This window comes from Pseudomonas sp. 1L-B-1-E-C1, assembly GCF_057291835.1.
On sequence record NZ_JBXAWN010000015.1, the window covers coordinates 132,175 to 149,759 of the forward strand.

A 17,585-nucleotide genomic window follows, 5' to 3' on the forward strand; every position below is an offset into this window, starting at 1 on the left:
ATCTCTCATGCAAACGCATACCCTCTCCGGGCAGGCGTCTTTAGTCACGCCTAGCCGCAAGCGATTTTTCATCATGGTGTTGCTGTTCATCACCGTGGTCATCAACTACCTGGACCGCAGCAACCTGTCGATTGCCGCGCCGGCGCTGACCAGTGAGCTGGGCATCGATCCGGTTCACGTCGGTCTGATCTTCTCCGCCTTCGGCTGGACGTACGCCGCGATGCAGATCCCCGGCGGCTGGCTGGTCGATCGCGTGCCGCCACGGATCCTTTACAGCGTCGCGCTGCTGCTGTGGTCGGTGGCCACGGTGATGCTCGGTTTCGTCAGCAGCTTCATCGCACTGTTCGTGCTGCGCATGGCCGTCGGTGCGCTGGAAGCGCCGGCCTATCCGATCAACAGCCGCGTGGTCACCACCTGGTTCCCTGAGCGCGAGCGCGCCACGGCGATCGGTTTCTACACCTCCGGGCAGTTCGTCGGTCTGGCCTTTCTGACCCCGGTGCTGGCGTGGTTGCAACATGAATTCGGCTGGCACATGGTGTTCGTCGCCACCGGCGCAATGGGTATTCTGTGGGCGCTGATCTGGTACGCGGTGTATCGCGAGCCGCGCGATTTCAAAGGCACCAATCAGGCGGAAATCGACCTGATCCGCGAAGGCGGCGGGCTGGTCGATATCCAGGCCGAGGCGGCCAAGGTCAAGGCCAGATTCAGCTGGACCGATCTGGGCATCGTCCTCACCAAGCGCAAGTTGTGGGGCATCTACCTCGGCCAGTTCTGCCTGAACTCGACGCTGTGGTTCTTCCTCACCTGGTTCCCGACCTATCTGGTGAAATACCGCGGCATGGACTTCATCAAGTCCGGCCTGCTTGCATCGCTGCCGTTTCTCGCCGCGTTCGTCGGTGTGTTGTGTTCGGGATTCTTTTCCGACTTCCTGATCCGGCGCGGCTACACCGTGGGCTTTGCGCGCAAATTGCCGATCATTGGCGGTCTGTTGATTTCGACCTCGATCATCGGCGCCAACTTCGTCGAGTCGACGCCGCTGGTGATCGCCTTCCTCGCCCTGGCATTTTTCGGTAACGGTCTGGCGTCGATCACCTGGTCGCTGGTGTCGACGCTGGCACCAGCGCGCTTGCTCGGTCTGACCGGTGGCGTGTTCAACTTCATCGGCAACCTCTCGGCGATCGCTACGCCGATCGTGATCGGCTTCCTCGCCAGCGGTGATTCGTTCGCCCCGGCGATCACCTACATCGCCGTGCTCGCGCTGGTCGGTGCCTTGTCCTACGTGCTGCTGGTGGGCAAGGTCGAGCGTATCGAGTTGTAGTGCTCAGCGTCGGGCGACCATAATGCCGCCCGTTTCTTCGCTCAACGGTAAAAGGCTGGATATGCAGGAAGACGCCCCGGAAAAAACCAAGGACGCCGCGCCCACCGGCACCCAGACGCTGTTGCGCGGCCTCGGTGTAGTCCAAGCGGTGGCCAGCGGCGCGCGTGATCTCAAGGAGATTGCCCGGCTGATCGGCACCACGCGCAGCACCACCCATCGTCTGGCCAGTTGCCTGGTCGATGAGCGCTATCTGCGCGTGGTCCCGCAAATCGGATATCTGCTTGGGCCGAAGCTGATCGAACTGGGCTTTCAGGCCCGCGAAGAGTTGCCGCTGGTGACCCTGGCCGGGCCGTATCTGGATGAGTTGTCGGCGCTGACCGGCGATACCGTGCATCTGGGCATTCGCGAAGGCGACGAGGTGTTGTATCTGCTGAAGAATCCTGGGCGCAACGGCCCGGAAATGCGCTCGCGGGTTGGCCATCGCATGCCGCTGGTGCGCACCGGGATCGGCAAGGCGTTGATGCTCGATGATTCGCCGCAGGATTGGCGGCGGCTGTATGACATCAGCCTGCCGGCGGGTGGCAAAAGTCAGTTCTGGCCGCAGCATCCCCAGCAGTCGTGGGAACAGCTCGAACAGCGCATGGGCGAGTACGTCGCCGGTGGCTACGCCTTCGATCTGGAAGACAACGAACCGTCGATCCGCTGCGTGGCGGCGCCGATTCGCGATGCGAGCAAGGGCATTGTCGCCGCGATCAGTATCGCCAGCACCGTGCCGTACATGCCGCTGGAAAAAATGGCCGAGTTGATCCCCCTGCTCAAAGGGGTCACAACCCGGCTGTCGGCGGAGCTTGGCTTGAAGGTCTAGCCTTGAGGTTCAGGCCCTCAGCGTCGCCATGTCGATGACGAAGCGGTACTTCACGTCACCGGCAATCATCCGCGCGTAGGCTTCGTTGATATTGCGGATGTCGAGCATTTCGATGTCGCAGGTGATGTTGTGCTCGGCGCAGAAATCCAGCACTTCCTGGGTTTCGGCGATACCGCCAATCAAGGAGCCGGCCAGCACGCGACGGCTCATCACCAGTTTGCCGGCGTGGACGGGCGGGTTCACTGGCTCGATCAGGCCCACCAGGATGTGCACGCCGTCGAAACGCAAGGTGTCGAGGTACGGGTTGAGGTCGTGCTGCACCGGAATGGTGTCGAGCAAAAAGTCGAAGTAACCGGCCGCGGCCTTCATCTGCTCGGCGTCGGTGGAGACGATCACATGATCGGCGCCCTGACGACGACCTTCTTCCGCCTTGCTCGCCGAACGCGTGAACAGTGTCACTTCCGCGCCCATGGCCTTGGCGAACTTGATGCCCATGTGGCCGAGGCCGCCCATGCCGAGAATCCCGACCTTGTCACCGGCCTTGACGCCGTAGTGCTTGAGCGGCGAGTAGGTGGTGATGCCGGCGCAGAGAATCGGTGCGGCGCTGGCCAGTGCCAGGCGTTCCGGGATACGCACGACAAAGTGTTCGCTGACCACGATGCTGTCGGAATAACCGCCCATGGTGTTGCTGCCATCGACCCGGTCCGGGGTGGCGTAAGTCATGGTCGGGCCTTCGAGGCAATATTGCTCGAGGTTCGCCTGGCAGGCTTCGCAACTGCGGCAGGAGTCGACCATGCAGCCGACGCCAACCAGATCGCCTACCTTGTGACGGGTGACATTCGCACCGACAGCGGTGACTTTTCCGACGATCTCATGGCCGGGCATCAGCGGATAAACGGCGATGCCCCATTCATTGCGCGCCTGATGGATGTCGGAATGGCAGACGCCGCAGTAGAGAATTTCGATCGCCACGTCGTCCGCGCGCGGGCTGCGGCGTTCGAATTTCATCGGGGCGAGGGGAGTGGTGGCCGATTGGGCGGCATAGCCGATGGCGGTATACATGGGTGACCTCGCAAAAACAGTGACAAGTGAGGCGGTGAATTCTGGGCGCCAGACGCGGGTGCGGCCATGACGATTTCTCCGGGTCTCATGCCTAATCCTCCGGGATGCGGGTTGCGGCGGTCGCATTGGTCAGCGGATCTGCGATGATGTTTTCATCCCTTTTTCTCAGATTTTTACGAAGACCTATTCGATGCAGTTGACCCGTCATCTTGATGCCAATGCCCGCCTGGTTTCGCTGATCGAACCGCTGGCGCTGCGCGATGGCTACAGCCAGACCGGCCTGCCCGGTGTGCAGATCTTGCGCGCCAGTTGCGACGTCGCCCGTGGCCCGCATATCTACGAGCCGAGCCTGATGATCATCGCCCAGGGCAGCAAACTGGCGTTTCTCGGCCCACGCACCATGGAATACGGCGCCGGGCATTACCTGATCCAGGCGCTGCCGGTGCCGTTCGAATGTGAAACCTTTGCCTTGCCCGATGCGCCATTGCTCGGCGTGTCGGTGGCGATCGATCGCGTGCTGCTCGGCGAGCTGGTGCTAGCCATGGGATTGGCGTCGGGGCGGCATATTCCGGCGCAGACGCCGGAGTCGATGACCTCGGTGGTGCTCGATGATGGCATGCGCGGTTGTGTCGAACGGCTGCTCAGCTGTCTGCACGATCCGCTGGAATGCCAGATTCTCGGCCCGGCGCGGGTCCGCGAGTTGTTGTTCGTTGCGCTGCGCGGGCCGCAGGCGGATGTATTGCGTGCGCTGGTCGAGCAACAAGGGCAATTCGCCCGGGTGGCGGCGTCGATCAGCCACCTGCATGCGCACTACACCGAGCCGCTGAATGTCGAGACGCTGGCCGGATGCGCGAACATGAGCGTGTCGACCTTCCACGAGCATTTCAAACGCAGCACATTGTTGTCGCCGGTGCAGTATCTCAAGCGCTTGCGCTTGTTGAAGGCGCAGACGCTGCTGGTGGCGGAAGGGCTGGGTGTGGCACAGGTGGCGCATCGGGTGGGGTATCAGAGCACGTCGCAGTTCAGCCGCGAGTACAAGCGTTACTTTGAACGCAGCCCGGGAGATGAACGCGCTGCCTGATCCGCCGATAATCCCCTGTGGGAGCGAGCCTGCTCGCGAAGGCGGTGTATCAGTCGACATCATCTTTATATGACACACCGCTTTCGCGAGCAGGCTCGCTCCCACAGTTGTTTTGTAGTGTCAGAGGAATTTTGAGCAACAAAAAGGCCCCCATTGTGGGAGCCTTGTTGTTCAGCGTGTCGACTTACATGTTCGGATAAGTCGGGCCGCCGGCGCCTTCCGGCGCTACCCAGGTGATGTTCTGCGCAGGGTCCTTGATGTCACAGGTCTTGCAGTGCACGCAGTTCTGGGCGTTGATCTGGAAGCGCTTCTCGCCATCTTCCTTGGTGATCACTTCGTATACGCCGGCCGGGCAGTAGCGCTGCGCCGGTTCGTCGTACAGCGGCAGGTTCTTGCTGATCGGGATGCTCGGGTCGGTCAGCTTCAAATGGCACGGCTGTTCTTCTTCGTGGTTGGTACCGGAGATGAACACCGAGCTGAGTTTGTCGAAACTCAGTTTGCCGTCGGGTTTCGGATAGTCGATCTTCTTGCAGTCGGCCGCGAGCTTGAGGCAGGCGTAATCCGGCTTGGTGTCGCGCAGGGTAAACGGCAGTTTGCCGCCGAAGATGTTCTGGTCCAGCCAGTTGAAACCGCCGCCGATGATCGCGCCGTACTTGTGAATCGCCGCGCCGAAGTTGCGACTGGCGAACAGTTCTTCGTGCAGCCAGCTATTCTTGAACGCGTCGACATAAGTTGTCAGTTCGACCGTGCAATCCTGCTCGGCGACCAGCGCATCGGCTACCGATTCAGCCGCGAGCATGCCGGACTTCATCGCGGTATGGCTGCCTTTGATCTTGGCGAAGTTCAGGGTGCCGAGGTCGCAACCGATCAGCGCGCCGCCCTTGAAGACCATTTTCGGCAGCGAGTTCAGGCCGCCCTTGGCGATGGCGCGGGCGCCGTAGCTGACGCGCTTGCCGCCTTCCAGGTATTGCTTGAGCACCGGGTGATGCTTGAGGCGCTGGAATTCGTCGAATGGCGACAGGTAAGTGTTGCTGTAGGACAGGTCGACGATCAGACCGACCACCACCTGATTGTTTTCCAGGTGATAAAGGAACGAGCCGCCGGTGTTCTCGGTGCCCATGATGTCCAGCGGCCAGCCTGCGGTGTGCACCACCAGGCCTGGCTGATGCTTGGCCGGGTCGATTTCCCAGATCTCTTTCAGACCGATGCCGTAATGCTGGACGTCGGCATCGCTGTCGAGGTTGTAGCGCTTGATCAGTTGCTTGCCGATGTGGCCACGGCAGCCTTCGGCGAACAGCGTGTACTTGCCACGCAGTTCCATGCCCGGGGTGTACAGGCCTTCTTTCGGCTGGCCTTCACGATCGACGCCCAGATCACCGGTGATGATCCCGCGCACCACGCCGTTTTCATCGATCAGCGCTTCCTGAGCGGCGAAGCCCGGGTAGATTTCCACACCGAGGTTTTCGGCCTGCTGAGCCAGCCAGCGGCACAGGTTGCCGAGGGAGATAATGTAGTTGCCTTCGTTGTGCATGGTCTTGGGCACAAAGAAGTCAGGAATCTTCTGCGCGCTGTCGGCGTTTTTCAGCACGAAAATGTCATCGCGTGTTACTGGCGTGTTCAGCGGCGCGCCGAGTTCTTTCCAGTCCGGGAACAGCTCGTTCAGTGCGCGCGGTTCGAACACCGCACCGGAGAGGATGTGCGCGCCGACTTCGGAGCCTTTTTCGACCACGCAGACGCTGATTTCCTTACCGGCGTCAGCGGCCTTCTGCTTCAAGCGGCAGGCGGCGGACAGACCAGCGGGGCCGGCACCGACGATGACGACGTCGAATTCCATGTATTCGCGTTCCACAGGCTATCTCCTACTCAAGGCTCAACAGTTTTTTTTCTAATATGGAGGTTTGATCTCGCATCCGTATTGCCTTTACGTTAACGTCAAAGGGAATATTGGCGAATCCACCTTTCTCTCTAGGCGGCGCATTATATCTACACCACTCCCAGCGTCCAATACAAACGTTTGTTTGAATCGCCTCCAGCCCTGATAAATCAAAGAAGCGCGGCTTATGACAGGGCATTTTGGCGTATTGACCAGAATGGGCGTTCCGGTCAAGATACGGGCGGTTTTGCGCTCGCCGTAGGCAGACTGGCGGTTTCAAGAGCACCTCTAAAGACAGGGCACAGGCAGTAGACGGTGATGCGCAGCGCAAGTCCGGCGCGCAGTTTACACAGCGTGGGAATGAATGACCCGGCAGTCACCCCTGACGAACGGTCATCAGCCTTCGCCAAAGTGAATCACCTCACATTCAAGCCGGCGTTTTTAGAGGTGCCCTTGTCGCCCGATGAGCATCATCCGCCAGGTTCGCCTAGGCGACTTTCTTTTCACCGGAGAGTAACGAGGAATCCATGAAGGTTCTTGTAGCTGTCAAACGCGTTGTGGATTACAACGTCAAGGTCCGCGTCAAGGCGGACAATTCCGGCGTCGACCTCGCCAACGTCAAGATGTCGATGAACCCATTCTGCGAAATCGCCGTGGAAGAAGCCGTACGCCTGAAAGAGAAGGGCGTTGCGACTGAAATCGTCGTCGTCTCCATCGGCCCGACCACCGCTCAGGAGCAGCTGCGTACCGCACTGGCTCTGGGTGCCGACCGCGCCATCCTCGTCGAATCTGCTGAAGACCTGACTTCGCTGGCCGTGGCCAAGCTGCTCAAGGCCGTCGTCGACAAGGAACAGCCTCAGTTGGTGATCCTTGGCAAACAGGCGATCGACAGCGACAACAACCAGACCGGTCAGATGCTCGCTGCACTGAGCGGCTACGGCCAGGGCACGTTCGCTTCGAAAGTCGAAGTCTCCGGCGACAGCGTTGCCGTGACCCGCGAAATCGACGGCGGCGCGCAGACCGTTTCGCTGAAACTGCCGGCCATCGTCACCACCGACCTGCGTTTGAACGAGCCGCGCTACGCGTCCCTGCCAAACATCATGAAAGCCAAGAAGAAGCCTCTCGAAGTGCTGACTCCGGACGCTTTGGGCGTTTCCACCGCCTCCACCAACAAGACTCTGAAAGTCGAAGCGCCGGCAGCACGCAGCGCAGGCGTCAAGGTCAAATCGGTGGCTGAATTGGTCGAGAAACTGAAAAACGAAGCGAAGGTAATCTGATCATGACTATCTTGGTAATCGCCGAACACGACAACAAAGTGCTGGCCCCGGCCACACTGAACACCGTGGCCGCTGCTGCCAAAATCGGCGGCGACATCCACGTTCTGGTGGCAGGTCAGGGCGCTGGCCCGGTGGCCGAAGCCGCAGCGAAAATCGCTGGCGTGAGCAAAGTCCTGAATGCTGACAACGCCGCTTACGCGCATCAGTTGCCAGAGAACGTAGCGCCGCTGGTTGCAGAGCTGGGCGCTGGCTACAGCCACATCCTCGCTGCCGCCACTTCCAACGGCAAAAACATCCTGCCGCGCGTGGCTGCTGCGCTGGACGTTGACCAGATCTCCGAGATCATCTCGGTCGAAAGCGCTGACACCTTCAAGCGTCCGATCTACGCCGGTAACGCCATCGCTACCGTGCAATCGACTGCTGCGATCAAAGTGATCACCGTGCGTGCCACCGGTTTCGACCCGGTTACCGCTGAAGGTGGTTCGGCTGCCGTTGAAGCGGTTGGTGCTGCCCACGACGCCGGTACGTCGAGCTTCGTCAGCGAAGAGCTGGCCAAGTCCGATCGTCCTGAGCTGACCGCTGCCAAGATCGTCGTTTCCGGCGGTCGCGGCATGCAGAACGGCGACAACTTCAAACATCTGTACGCTCTGGCCGACAAGCTCGGCGCGGCTGTTGGTGCTTCGCGTGCCGCGGTTGACGCAGGTTTCGTACCGAACGACATGCAGGTCGGTCAGACCGGCAAGATCGTTGCGCCACAGCTGTACATCGCCGTCGGTATCTCCGGCGCGATCCAGCATCTGGCCGGTATGAAAGACTCCAAAGTGATCGTTGCGATCAACAAGGACGAAGAAGCACCGATCTTCCAGGTGGCCGATTACGGTCTGGTGGCGGATCTGTTCGAAGCAGTACCTGAGCTGGAGAAGCTGGTCTAATCCGGCGGCTTCACTTATAAAGAGCCCGGCCTGTTGGTCGGGCTTTTTTTGTCTCGGATTTGAGTGGGGAGCGGTTGGCCATGGATCTGCGCTGCGGATGGTTGTTGGGATTGGCGCTGTTGCCAGGTTTGGCCACGGCCGCTGGCAAGTGCGAGCGCCTGGTCGTCACCGGCAGCCCGGATGCGCCGCCGTACCTGTGGCAGGACCCGCAAAACCCCAAGCGTTTGATCGGCGCCAGTGCCGATCTGTTGCAGCAAGTGGCCAAGGACCTCGGCATCAAAGTCGATCTGCTGTATGCCGGCAAACGCTCGCAAGCGCTCGACGAAGTGCGCAGCGGGCGCATGGACATGCTGGCCGACGCACCGCTGACCGTGAATGAGCTGGAAAACCTCGACTACATTCATCCGCCCCTGCTGGAAAACGACTATCTGGTGTGGACACGCAAAGGCTCGACGCTGACCTATGCCGAGGCGGCCGATCTGAAAGGCCATGCCGGCGCGGTGTCGGAAAAGTCTCGGATGACCCAGGCATTCGGCGCTTTCGCCGAGCAGAATCTGACCCTGACGCGGACGGCCAACCTTACCCAGGCCTTGCAGAAATTGCTCTTGGGCGAGGTGGAATATGTACTCGCCGGGCGCTACTCAGGGCTCGCCGCCGCGCAGGCATTAGGCATGAGCAACGATCTGTTGACGTTCGAGCAACCCATCGACCGGCCGGGTCTGTTCCTCGCGGTTTCCCATAACTCGGCCTGCAACGATCCGTGGTTGCGCGGACAGCTCGCCAAAAAGATGACAGAATTGCCCGCGTCCGGACTGACGGAAGCCGCGCTGCAACGCAACATCGAGCGCTGGAAGGCGCAACAGCAACAGCCGCCACAACCTGTCAGTGCCCCAAAACAGTAGGGATTCTTAGTGAGTATTCGACCTCTTTTCGCGGCTGTGGCCGTTCTGGCCCTGGCCGGGTGCGCAACCGATCCGGCACCCAGTGAACAAATGCGCTTGACCGAACAAGCCATCGTGCAGGCCAAGGCAGTCGGCGCCACCGCTGACGAAGTGCCGGAAATGCAGCTGGCCGAAACCAAGTACAACCGTGCCAAGGGCAATATGGCGGACGAGTCCTATCGCAACGCGCGCATGCGTGCCGAGCAGGCCGAACTGGATGCGCGTCTGGCCGAAGCCAAGGTGCTGACGAAAAAAAGCGAAGAGCAACTCAATGTGCTCAATACCCGCATTGTCCGCCTGCGCAAGCAGCTGCAACTGGGGGAAGCGCAATGAGCCTCAAGTCCTACGCTTTCGGCATTCTGCTTCTTGCCGGTTGCGCCAGCCTGTACGGCTGCGCCGGCCAGCATAGCGAGGCGGCGCTGCAACAGGCCGGCGCTGATTTCCAGAAGGTCAAGGAAGATTCCAACGTGCTGCGCATCGCGCCGAAAGACGTGATCCGTGCCGGTGAATCCCTGGCCCGCGCCGATCGTCTGTCGACATATTGGGGCAGCGGTGCCGACGTGGTGCATTACGCCTACCTGAGTCAGCGCTACAGCGAAATCGCTCGCGAGCATACCAATCAGGCGCTCAATGAGGAACGCGCAGCCAAGCTCGAGCTGGAGCGGCAACGTCTGCAACTGGCCCTGCGCGAATCGAAGCTGCTCAGCGTGCAGCAGCAGGGCAAGTGGCTGGAGGAACAGATCGTCGCGCTGGCCACCACGCAGACCGATCGCGGTCTGGTGATGACCCTCGGCGATGTGTTGTTCGACACCGGCGAAGCGGAACTGAAGAACTCGGCCAACCGTGTCGTGTTGAAGATCGTTCAGTTCCTGCAGCTGAACCCCAAGCGCGTGGTGCGCATCGAGGGTTATACCGACAGCACCGGCGGTAAACAGGAAAACCTCAAACTGTCCCGCGACCGCGCGCAATCGGTGGCTGACGTGCTGGTCGATCTGGGCGTCGATGAAAAACGCATTCAGGTCGAAGGTTACGGTGACCAGTTTCCAGTAGACGCCAATGCTTCCGAGCGCGGCAGGGCGCAGAACCGCCGGGTGGAAATTGTTTTCTCCGACGAAAAAGGCCAGCTCGGCGCCGCCCGCTGAGGGTTGCGTCTCTGGAAAGCCCGGCCTGTCATGCAGCGCCGGGCTTTTTTACATCTGTCGATTGCCGCGCAAAACCGTACAGATAGGGCAGACACCACACTGTACGGTCGAGTAATCTGGCAACTGTCCCAGTACACTTCTAAACTGTTCCGGTATTGTTTCAGACAAGAATAAAACGCCCGTGAAATCGAGTGCTGCGTCATGACCAATCTCTTGCTCTACCAACGTATTGCTCAGCAACTGGCCGAGGACATCCGCCGTGGTGTCTATCAACCCGGGGAGCGCGTGCCTTCGGTGCGCAAGATGAGTTCGCAGCTCAACGTCAGCCATGCGACGGTGTTGCAGGCCTACGCCAACCTCGAAGATCAGGGCTTGATCCGCGCTCGTCCGCAATCGGGTTATTACGTGCACCAGACCCCCGCGCTGACCGCGCCGACGCCGGACATCGCCCGGGTCGAGCGGCCGGGGCTGGTCACCCGCAGCAGCATCATCCAACAGGTATTGGTCGAGTCCCGGCGTGAAGGCGTGTTCCCGCTTGGCGCTGCGGTGCCGAGTGTCGATTATTTGCCGGTAAGGGCACTGCATCAGCAGCTCGCCAAGGTCACCCGGTTTCACAGTCCACGGGCGTTCAGCTACATGTTCAGCCCCGGTTTCGAACCGCTGCGCCGGCAAGTCGCGATCCGCATGCGGGACGCCGGCGTGGTGGTCGATCCGTCGGAAGTGGTGATCACCCACGGCTGTGTCGATGCCCTGCAGATGTCATTGCGCGTGCTGACCCGGCCGGGCGATCTGATCGCGGCGGAATCACCGACCTATTACGGCCTGCTGCAACTGGCTGATCTGCTCGGTCTGAAAGTCATCGAAATCCCCAGTGACCCCGCCACGGGCATGAGCCTGGAAGCCTTGCAACTGGCCGCCAACCAATGGTCGATCAAGGCGCTGGTGCTGACCACGCGCCTGAGCAATCCACTCGGCGGAACCATGCCGGAAGAGCGGCAGAAACAGTTGCTGCGCCTGGCCTCGGATTTCGACATTCAGATTGTCGAAGACGATATCTACGGCGAACTGATGTTCGAGCAAGGCCGCACCAAAGCGCTGAAAGCCTACGACCGACTGGATCGGGTGATCTACTGCTCGAGTTTCTCCAAGACCCTGTCACCGGGTGTGCGCATCGGCTGGATGATCGCCGGCAAATACCAGCAGGAAATCCAGCGCCTGCAAACGTTCAGTACCCATTCGGCGTGCAGCGTCACGCAGATGGCGATTGCCGCGTATCTGGAAAACGGCGGTTATGACCGGCATTTACGGTACATCCGTCAGGAATACCGAAAAAATCTCAGTGCGTTTCAGCTCGCGGTGCAGCAACATTTCCCCGAAGGCACGCAAATGTCCCGGCCCACCGGCGGTTTCATCCTGTGGGTGAGCTTGCCGGGACGGGTCAACACTCAGGAATTGCATGTCCGCGCGCTGCAACAAGGCATCAGCATCGCGCCGGGGCTGATCTTCAGTAACACCGAGCAGTTCAACCACTGCATCCGCCTCAATTGCGGCATTCCGTGGAACCGCGAGGCGGAGCGGGCACTGATGACGCTGGGTCTGTTGGCGACGCAACTGTGTCAGGAAACCGCTGGCGGATTCTGAACGAGGAGGGAGGTGATGCTTGTCATGTGACGCACAACAGGCGAGCATGTGGCCCTCTGCCGTTAGTCTCGTTGGGTCCATGAAAGCGATTGTTCCTGCCGCGTGGGTATTGCTGGGTTTGCTGATGATCGGTCAGGTACCGGGTGTCATGGCGGCCGCAGCCCAGGAAAAACCGGCAGCGACGGGTACGGCGAACAAAGCCGTGAAAACCGCGGTTCCCGCGAAGAAAGCCCAGGCCAAAAAAAACGCCACGGTGAAGAAGCGCCGCCCGGTTGCGTCGAAATCGAAATCCGCCAGCGAAGTGGCGAAAACCAAATTGCCGCCGGCAAAACTCGATCTCAGCCTGCCCAAGGATATGGTTGAAGAGTTGAAGCCCAAGGGTACCGTGGAGCTGCCCAAACGCGAGGCGATCCTGCCGCAGATGTTTGGCGAGAAAGACAACGGTTTTCAGCTCAACGGCCGCTTGCTCAGCAACGAAATGCAGTTGCAACTTCGCAACGAAGCGCGACGCGATGTGGAAGGCGCGGCGCTGGATTTCGAATTCAAACAATAGAACAGGCCATCTGTGATGCGCAGGGCAGACGCTTCGTCGGAGACTGCCCGGTCACTTTTACTTATCGTTGAAAACCCGCTTCCAGCAATTTGAAACAGCCGTTTTAGCGGTTACTCTGTTCCCCGTCTCTTTACACATCGCCCGTCGCGAGGATCTGTACGTCATGAAATGCCGCGAAGGCTGTGGCGCTTGCTGCATTGCCCCCTCTATCAGTTCGCCAATCCCCGGCATGCCCGACGGCAAACCCGCCGGCGAACGTTGCGTGCAACTGTCGGTCGATAACCTGTGCAGCATTTTCGGCCGCCCGGAACGTCCGGCTGTTTGCTCGGGCTTCGCTGCGGATGTCGAGGTCTGCGGCGGCAGCTCGGAAGAAGCGATCAGATTGATCGGCTGGTGGGAGCAGATGACGGCGGCGTGATGTGTTCACCAACGGAACTTCAACAATAAGGAATAACACTATGGGTTCGCTGCACCGTATCGCTGTGTTGTGTGGTCTGACTGCCGTACTCGCCACTTCGGTCGCGCAGGCTGAAGATTGGAAGGTCGCCAAGAACGAAGACGGTATCAAGGTTTCCCTGAGTGAAATACCCGGTTCAGACTACAAGTCCTATCAGGGCGTCGCGCTGATGAAGACCACCATCGCCAAATTGCGCGCCTTGCAGGAAGATGTCTCCGGTGCTTGCGCCTGGATCTACGAGTGCAAGTCCCAGAAGCTGCTCAAACATGAGGGCGATCAGAGCTGGACCTATACTCAGTTCAATACGCCGTGGCCAGTGACCTCGCGTGATTCGGTGTTGAAGATCACTACCGTTGAAGGCACCGATGGAAGCCTGACCCGCAACCTTGAAGGCGTGCCGACCTATCTGCCGGAAGAAAAAGGTTTCGTGCGGGTTCAGCAGGTCAAGGGTTTCTGGAAGTTTGTGCCTAAAGGCGATCAGGTCGAAGTGACCTATCAAGTGCACACCGAGCCAGGCGGCAGCGTTCCAGCGATGGTCGCCAACAAGTTTGTCGTTGATGCGCCATTCAATACCCTGAAAGCGCTGAAACAACGCGCCGAGAAATAATCAATTCGCTGTAGACAAAACGCCCCGACCGGTTCGGGGCGTTTTGTTTTGTCTCTAAATTGTATTTCCAGATATGCGTTGCACGAAATTTTCACAAAGCCTTCAAGACAATTCGCCCGCACTTGTTGCCTGCTACAGCGCTGCCTGCCCTTTGAATGAAAGTCTCGAAGAGCAGGGCAGTAATCAATGGCAATGGTGTGAACGATCGTGCAACATTTGCGCACCGCGCACGCCCCGGGGTCTGGAATGACCAATAGAGGGCCTGGCGCCGCTGTATTTTTGCAACTTCAACTTCCAATGGGTCCTAAAACGACATGGCAAACCCGGACGCCCTGAATCAGCAGCGATCTTCTGCTCGCCTGCTGCAACCGACCGTCAAATCGCATCTGGCCTACACGCTGCTGTGCGCACTGGTCATGATGGTCATGTTTTCCGCGCTGCGCCTCGCGCTGCTGGTCTACAACCGCGAGATGATCCTCGACACCCCGGCCGCGACCTTCCTTGAAGCGTTCGTCAATGGCTTGCGTTTCGACCTGCGCCTGGTGGTTTACCTGAGCATTCCGCTGGTGCTGGCGCTGTTCAGCGCCCGGGCCATGGCCGCGCGCGGCTTCTTTCGCCTGTGGCTGACCATCGCCTCGAGCATCGCGCTGTTCCTCGGCCTGATGGAGATGGACTTCTACCGCGAGTTTCACCAGCGCCTCAACGGTCTGGTGTTCCAATATGTGAGAGAAGATCCGAAAACCGTGATGAGCATGCTCTGGTACGGTTTCCCGGTGGTGCGCTACCTGCTGGCGTGGGTGATCGGCACGGTGATTCTGACCCTGGCGTTCAAAGGCGCCGACCGTGCCACCCGTCCGCGCGGGCCGTTCAGCGGCGGCAGCGTCAGCTCCCGGCAGGTTGCACCGTGGTACACGCGTCTGGCGGTGTTCGTGGTCTGCCTGTTGATCTGCGTGGTCGCCGCCCGTGGCACCCTGCGTCAAGGCCCGCCAATGCGCTGGGGTGACGTGTACACCACCGATTCCAACTTCGCCAACCAGCTCGGTCTCAACGCCACGCTGTCGTTGATCGAGGCCGCCAAGTCGCGCATGGGCGAAGATCGCGACAATATCTGGAAAGCCACGCTGCCGCAGGAACAGGCGCAGAAAATCGTGCGTGACATGCTGCTGATGCCTGACGACAAACTGGTCGACGCCGACATTGCCGCCGTGCGCCGTGATTACATGCCGCCAGCCGACAAGACCCTGCCGATCAAGAATGTCGTCGTGATCCTCATGGAAAGCATGGCCGGTCACTCGGTTGGCGCCCTGGGTGCTCCGGGCAACATCACGCCTTACCTGGACAAACTGTCCAAGGAAGGCCTGCTGTTCGACCGCTTCTTCTCCAACGGTACGCACACCCACCAGGGCATGTTTGCGACCATGGCCTGCTTCCCGAACCTGCCTGGCTTCGAATACCTGATGCAGACCCCGGAAGGCAGCCACAAGCTGTCCGGTCTGCCGCAGGTGCTCAGTGCCCGCGACTACGACGACGTGTACGTCTACAACGGCGATTTCGCCTGGGACAACCAGTCGGGCTTCTTCAGCAACCAGGGCATGACCAACTTCGTTGGCCGTAACGACTTCGTCAATCCGGTGTTCTCCGATCCGACCTGGGGCGTGTCCGACCAGGACATGTTCGATCGTGGCCTGCAGGAGCTCAAGGCGCGGGAAAACGGCAAGCCGTTCTACGCGTTGCTGCAAACCCTGTCCAACCACACGCCGTACGCCTTGCCGACACCGTTGCCGGTCGAGCGCGTGACTGACCGTGGCAGCCTCAACGAACACCTGACCGCCATGCGTTACTCCGACTGGGCGCTCGGCCAGTTCTTCGAGAAGGCGCGCAAAGAGAAGTACTTCAACGAAACCCTGTTCGTCATCGTCGGCGACCACGGCTTCGGCAACGAGCGCCAGATCACTGAAATGGACCTGGGTCGCTTCAACGTGCCGATGCTGATGATCGCCCCGGGCATTCAGCAGAAGTTCGGTGCCCGTGACCACACCGTGGGCACGCAGATCGACATCGTACCGACCATCATGGGCCGTCTCGGTGGTGAAGTGCGTCACCAGTGCTGGGGGCGTGACCTGCTCAACCTGCCGCAGGGCGACACCGGTTTCGGTGTGATCAAGCCATCGGGCAGCGAGCAGACTACCGCCATCGTCACCGCCGACCAGATTCTGGTGCTGCCGCGTGACAAGGACATGGGCCCGAAAATCTGGCAATACCAACTCGGTGCCAATCCGCACGCTGAAGTCGTGCCGAATGCGCCGCGTACTGCCGAACTTAAACTCAAGCTCGAGGCGTTCCTGCAAACCGCGACCAAGAGCCTGCTCGACAACACCGCCGGTGTGATTCACGGCAAGCCGGACTGATGACTCGGTAAATTCCGCGCAATAAAAAAGAGGCCCTTGAAAAAGGGCCTCTTTTTTTACAGCTTCAAATCGTCATATCTTGCCGAGTAACAACAGCACCAGCAGCACGACCAACACCACGCCAATAATGCCCGACGGGCCATAACCCCAACTTCTGGAGTGCGGGAAGACCGGCAGACCACCGATCAGCAACAGGATCAGGATGATGATTAGAATTGTGCCCATGGGTGATTTCCTTGTTCAGAGTCTGGAAGAGTCTTGACGCTCAGTGGGCAGCTGGATAGCAACTAAATTCCAGCCGGCTTACATGTTCCGACTTGCGCGAATGAAAAAAAATTCAATGTTTTTTTAATGTATTTGGATTGCTCTGTTATTTCCTTTCCAGCGAAAAGATCGCAGCCTCGTTGCACTCGTCAGCTCCTACAGGATTGGATGGTGAAGTTGGCGGGGGCAGCAATCTTTTGATCCTCCATTCAGCAATTGGATGGAGCGTGGGCGGCAGTGGAACCTTCGCTACACTCGGCGCATCTCTCCCGGAACAACAAGGCTGTCCGCTATGCAAAATCGCATGATGATCACTGGTGCAGGCTCAGGCCTGGGTCGCGAAATCGCGCTGCGCTGGGCCCGTGAAGGCTGGCGGCTGGCCTTGTCCGATGTCAGTGAGCCCGGCCTGCAGGAAACCCTGAAACTGGTGCGCGAGGCGGGCGGTGAGGGTTTCATCCAGCGCTGTGACGTGCGCGATTACAGCCAGCTCACCGCCTTCGCTCAGGCCTGTGAAGAGAAGCTCGGCGGCATCGACATCATCGTCAACAATGCCGGGGTCGCCTCGGGCGGATTCTTCAGCGAACTGTCCCTGGAAGACTGGGACTGGCAGATCGCGATTAACCTGATGGGCGTGGTCAAAGGCTGCAAGGCGTTCCTGCCGCTGCTGGAACAGAGCAAGGGCAAGATCATCAACATCGCCTCCATGGCCGCACTGATGCAGGGCCCGGCGATGAGCAACTACAACGTGGCCAAGGCTGGCGTGGTGGCGTTGTCGGAAAGTCTGTTGATCGAACTGGCGCAGCAGGAAGTGGCGGTGCATGTGGTTTGCCCATCGTTCTTCCAGACCAACTTGCTCGATTCTTTCCGCGGCCCGACCCCGGCGATGAAAGCGCAGGTCGGCAAGTTGCTGGAAAGTTCGCCGATCAGTGCAGCGGACATCGCGGACTACATCTTCCAGCAAGTCGCCATCGGCGAATTCATGATTCTGCCCCACGAACAAGGGCGCATGGCCTGGGCGCTGAAACAGAAGAGTCCGCAACTGCTCTACAACGAGATGACTTCAATGGCCGAGAAAATGCGCGCCAAGGCCAAACAAAACAACGCTTGATCTTGTTCGTGACCCGCCGCGTGGTTAGGGTGGCCGCCATGGTCACCCTGTCGAGA

The 17,585-nt window shown here is 59.8% G+C and carries 17 protein-coding genes; 14 read left to right on the forward strand and 3 right to left on the reverse strand.

Features of this window, described 5'->3' with window-relative positions; translation table 11 throughout:
- Positions 1-7: 7 nt before the first annotated feature.
- Complete coding sequence (locus AC0Z4S_RS24085) at positions 8-1,318, forward strand: MFS transporter (RefSeq protein WP_485624844.1); 1,311 nt, start codon at positions 8-10, stop codon at positions 1,316-1,318.
- Positions 1,319-1,379: 61 nt separating this feature from the next.
- Positions 1,380-2,183 carry an IclR family transcriptional regulator gene (locus AC0Z4S_RS24090; protein ID WP_016770958.1) on the forward strand — a complete coding sequence of 268 codons (804 nt, stop codon included), beginning with the start codon at positions 1,380-1,382 and terminating at the stop codon, positions 2,181-2,183.
- A gap of 9 nt (positions 2,184-2,192) precedes the next feature.
- Here the strand turns inward: AC0Z4S_RS24090 and AC0Z4S_RS24095 are convergent, their stop codons facing one another.
- Positions 2,193-3,245: an NAD(P)-dependent alcohol dehydrogenase gene (locus AC0Z4S_RS24095; protein WP_485624845.1), complete on the reverse strand. Its 1,053-nt coding sequence runs from the start codon at positions 3,243-3,245 to the stop codon at positions 2,193-2,195.
- 190 nt (positions 3,246-3,435) lie between these two features.
- On the opposite strand from AC0Z4S_RS24095, the gene AC0Z4S_RS24100 reads away from it, so the two are divergent.
- Positions 3,436-4,326, forward strand: coding sequence for an AraC family transcriptional regulator (locus AC0Z4S_RS24100; RefSeq protein WP_485624846.1), 891 nt, complete (start codon positions 3,436-3,438; stop codon positions 4,324-4,326).
- Between the two features lie 184 nt (positions 4,327-4,510).
- Here the strand turns inward: AC0Z4S_RS24100 and AC0Z4S_RS24105 are convergent, their stop codons facing one another.
- The gene (locus AC0Z4S_RS24105; RefSeq protein ID WP_485624847.1) at positions 4,511-6,175 is read right to left on the reverse strand and encodes an electron transfer flavoprotein-ubiquinone oxidoreductase; all 1,665 of its coding nucleotides are present in this window, start codon (positions 6,173-6,175) and stop codon (positions 4,511-4,513) included.
- Between the two features lie 551 nt (positions 6,176-6,726).
- Here AC0Z4S_RS24105 and AC0Z4S_RS24110 point away from each other — a divergent pair.
- The 10 genes from AC0Z4S_RS24110 (at position 6,727) to AC0Z4S_RS24155 (ending at position 16,157) form a co-directional block, all read left to right on the forward strand.
- Entirely contained in the window at positions 6,727-7,476 is a 750-nt protein-coding gene (locus tag AC0Z4S_RS24110; RefSeq protein WP_253504288.1) for an electron transfer flavoprotein subunit beta/FixA family protein, read from the forward strand.
- A gap of 2 nt (positions 7,477-7,478) precedes the next feature.
- Positions 7,479-8,408, forward strand: coding sequence for an electron transfer flavoprotein subunit alpha/FixB family protein (locus AC0Z4S_RS24115; protein WP_485624848.1), 930 nt, complete (start codon positions 7,479-7,481; stop codon positions 8,406-8,408).
- An 80-nt stretch (positions 8,409-8,488) separates the two neighbouring features.
- Complete coding sequence (locus AC0Z4S_RS24120; RefSeq protein WP_485624849.1) at positions 8,489-9,310, forward strand: substrate-binding periplasmic protein; 822 nt, start codon at positions 8,489-8,491, stop codon at positions 9,308-9,310.
- A gap of 9 nt (positions 9,311-9,319) precedes the next feature.
- Positions 9,320-9,682: a DUF4398 domain-containing protein gene (locus AC0Z4S_RS24125; protein WP_172667940.1), complete on the forward strand. Its 363-nt coding sequence runs from the start codon at positions 9,320-9,322 to the stop codon at positions 9,680-9,682.
- Positions 9,679-10,491 carry an OmpA family protein gene (locus AC0Z4S_RS24130; RefSeq protein ID WP_485624850.1) on the forward strand — a complete coding sequence of 271 codons (813 nt, stop codon included), beginning with the start codon at positions 9,679-9,681 and terminating at the stop codon, positions 10,489-10,491. Before AC0Z4S_RS24125 ends, AC0Z4S_RS24130 begins: the two co-directional genes overlap by 4 nt.
- A 201-nt stretch (positions 10,492-10,692) precedes the next feature.
- Positions 10,693-12,132: an aminotransferase-like domain-containing protein gene (locus tag AC0Z4S_RS24135; protein ID WP_024013893.1), complete on the forward strand. Its 1,440-nt coding sequence runs from the start codon at positions 10,693-10,695 to the stop codon at positions 12,130-12,132.
- 79 nt (positions 12,133-12,211) lie between these two features.
- The gene (locus tag AC0Z4S_RS24140) at positions 12,212-12,685 is read left to right on the forward strand and encodes a translation initiation factor 2 (RefSeq protein ID WP_253504273.1); all 474 of its coding nucleotides are present in this window, start codon (positions 12,212-12,214) and stop codon (positions 12,683-12,685) included.
- A gap of 163 nt (positions 12,686-12,848) precedes the next feature.
- A complete protein-coding gene (locus AC0Z4S_RS24145; RefSeq protein WP_253504271.1) occupies positions 12,849-13,103 on the forward strand; it encodes a YkgJ family cysteine cluster protein in 255 nt (84 codons plus the stop codon).
- Between the two features lie 40 nt (positions 13,104-13,143).
- On the forward strand, positions 13,144-13,749 hold the full coding sequence (locus AC0Z4S_RS24150; RefSeq protein WP_471878212.1) for an START domain-containing protein: 606 nt from the start codon (positions 13,144-13,146) through the stop codon (positions 13,747-13,749).
- Between the two features lie 314 nt (positions 13,750-14,063).
- The gene (locus tag AC0Z4S_RS24155; RefSeq protein WP_485624851.1) at positions 14,064-16,157 is read left to right on the forward strand and encodes an LTA synthase family protein; all 2,094 of its coding nucleotides are present in this window, start codon (positions 14,064-14,066) and stop codon (positions 16,155-16,157) included.
- Between the two features lie 72 nt (positions 16,158-16,229).
- On the opposite strand, the gene AC0Z4S_RS24160 is transcribed toward AC0Z4S_RS24155, so the two are convergent.
- Entirely contained in the window at positions 16,230-16,382 is a 153-nt protein-coding gene (locus AC0Z4S_RS24160) for a DUF3309 family protein (RefSeq protein ID WP_003183939.1), read from the reverse strand.
- 331 nt (positions 16,383-16,713) lie between these two features.
- On the opposite strand from AC0Z4S_RS24160, the gene AC0Z4S_RS24165 reads away from it, so the two are divergent.
- Positions 16,714-17,529 carry an SDR family oxidoreductase gene (locus AC0Z4S_RS24165; RefSeq protein ID WP_485624852.1) on the forward strand — a complete coding sequence of 272 codons (816 nt, stop codon included), beginning with the start codon at positions 16,714-16,716 and terminating at the stop codon, positions 17,527-17,529.
- The last annotated feature ends 56 nt before the right edge of the window (positions 17,530-17,585 follow it).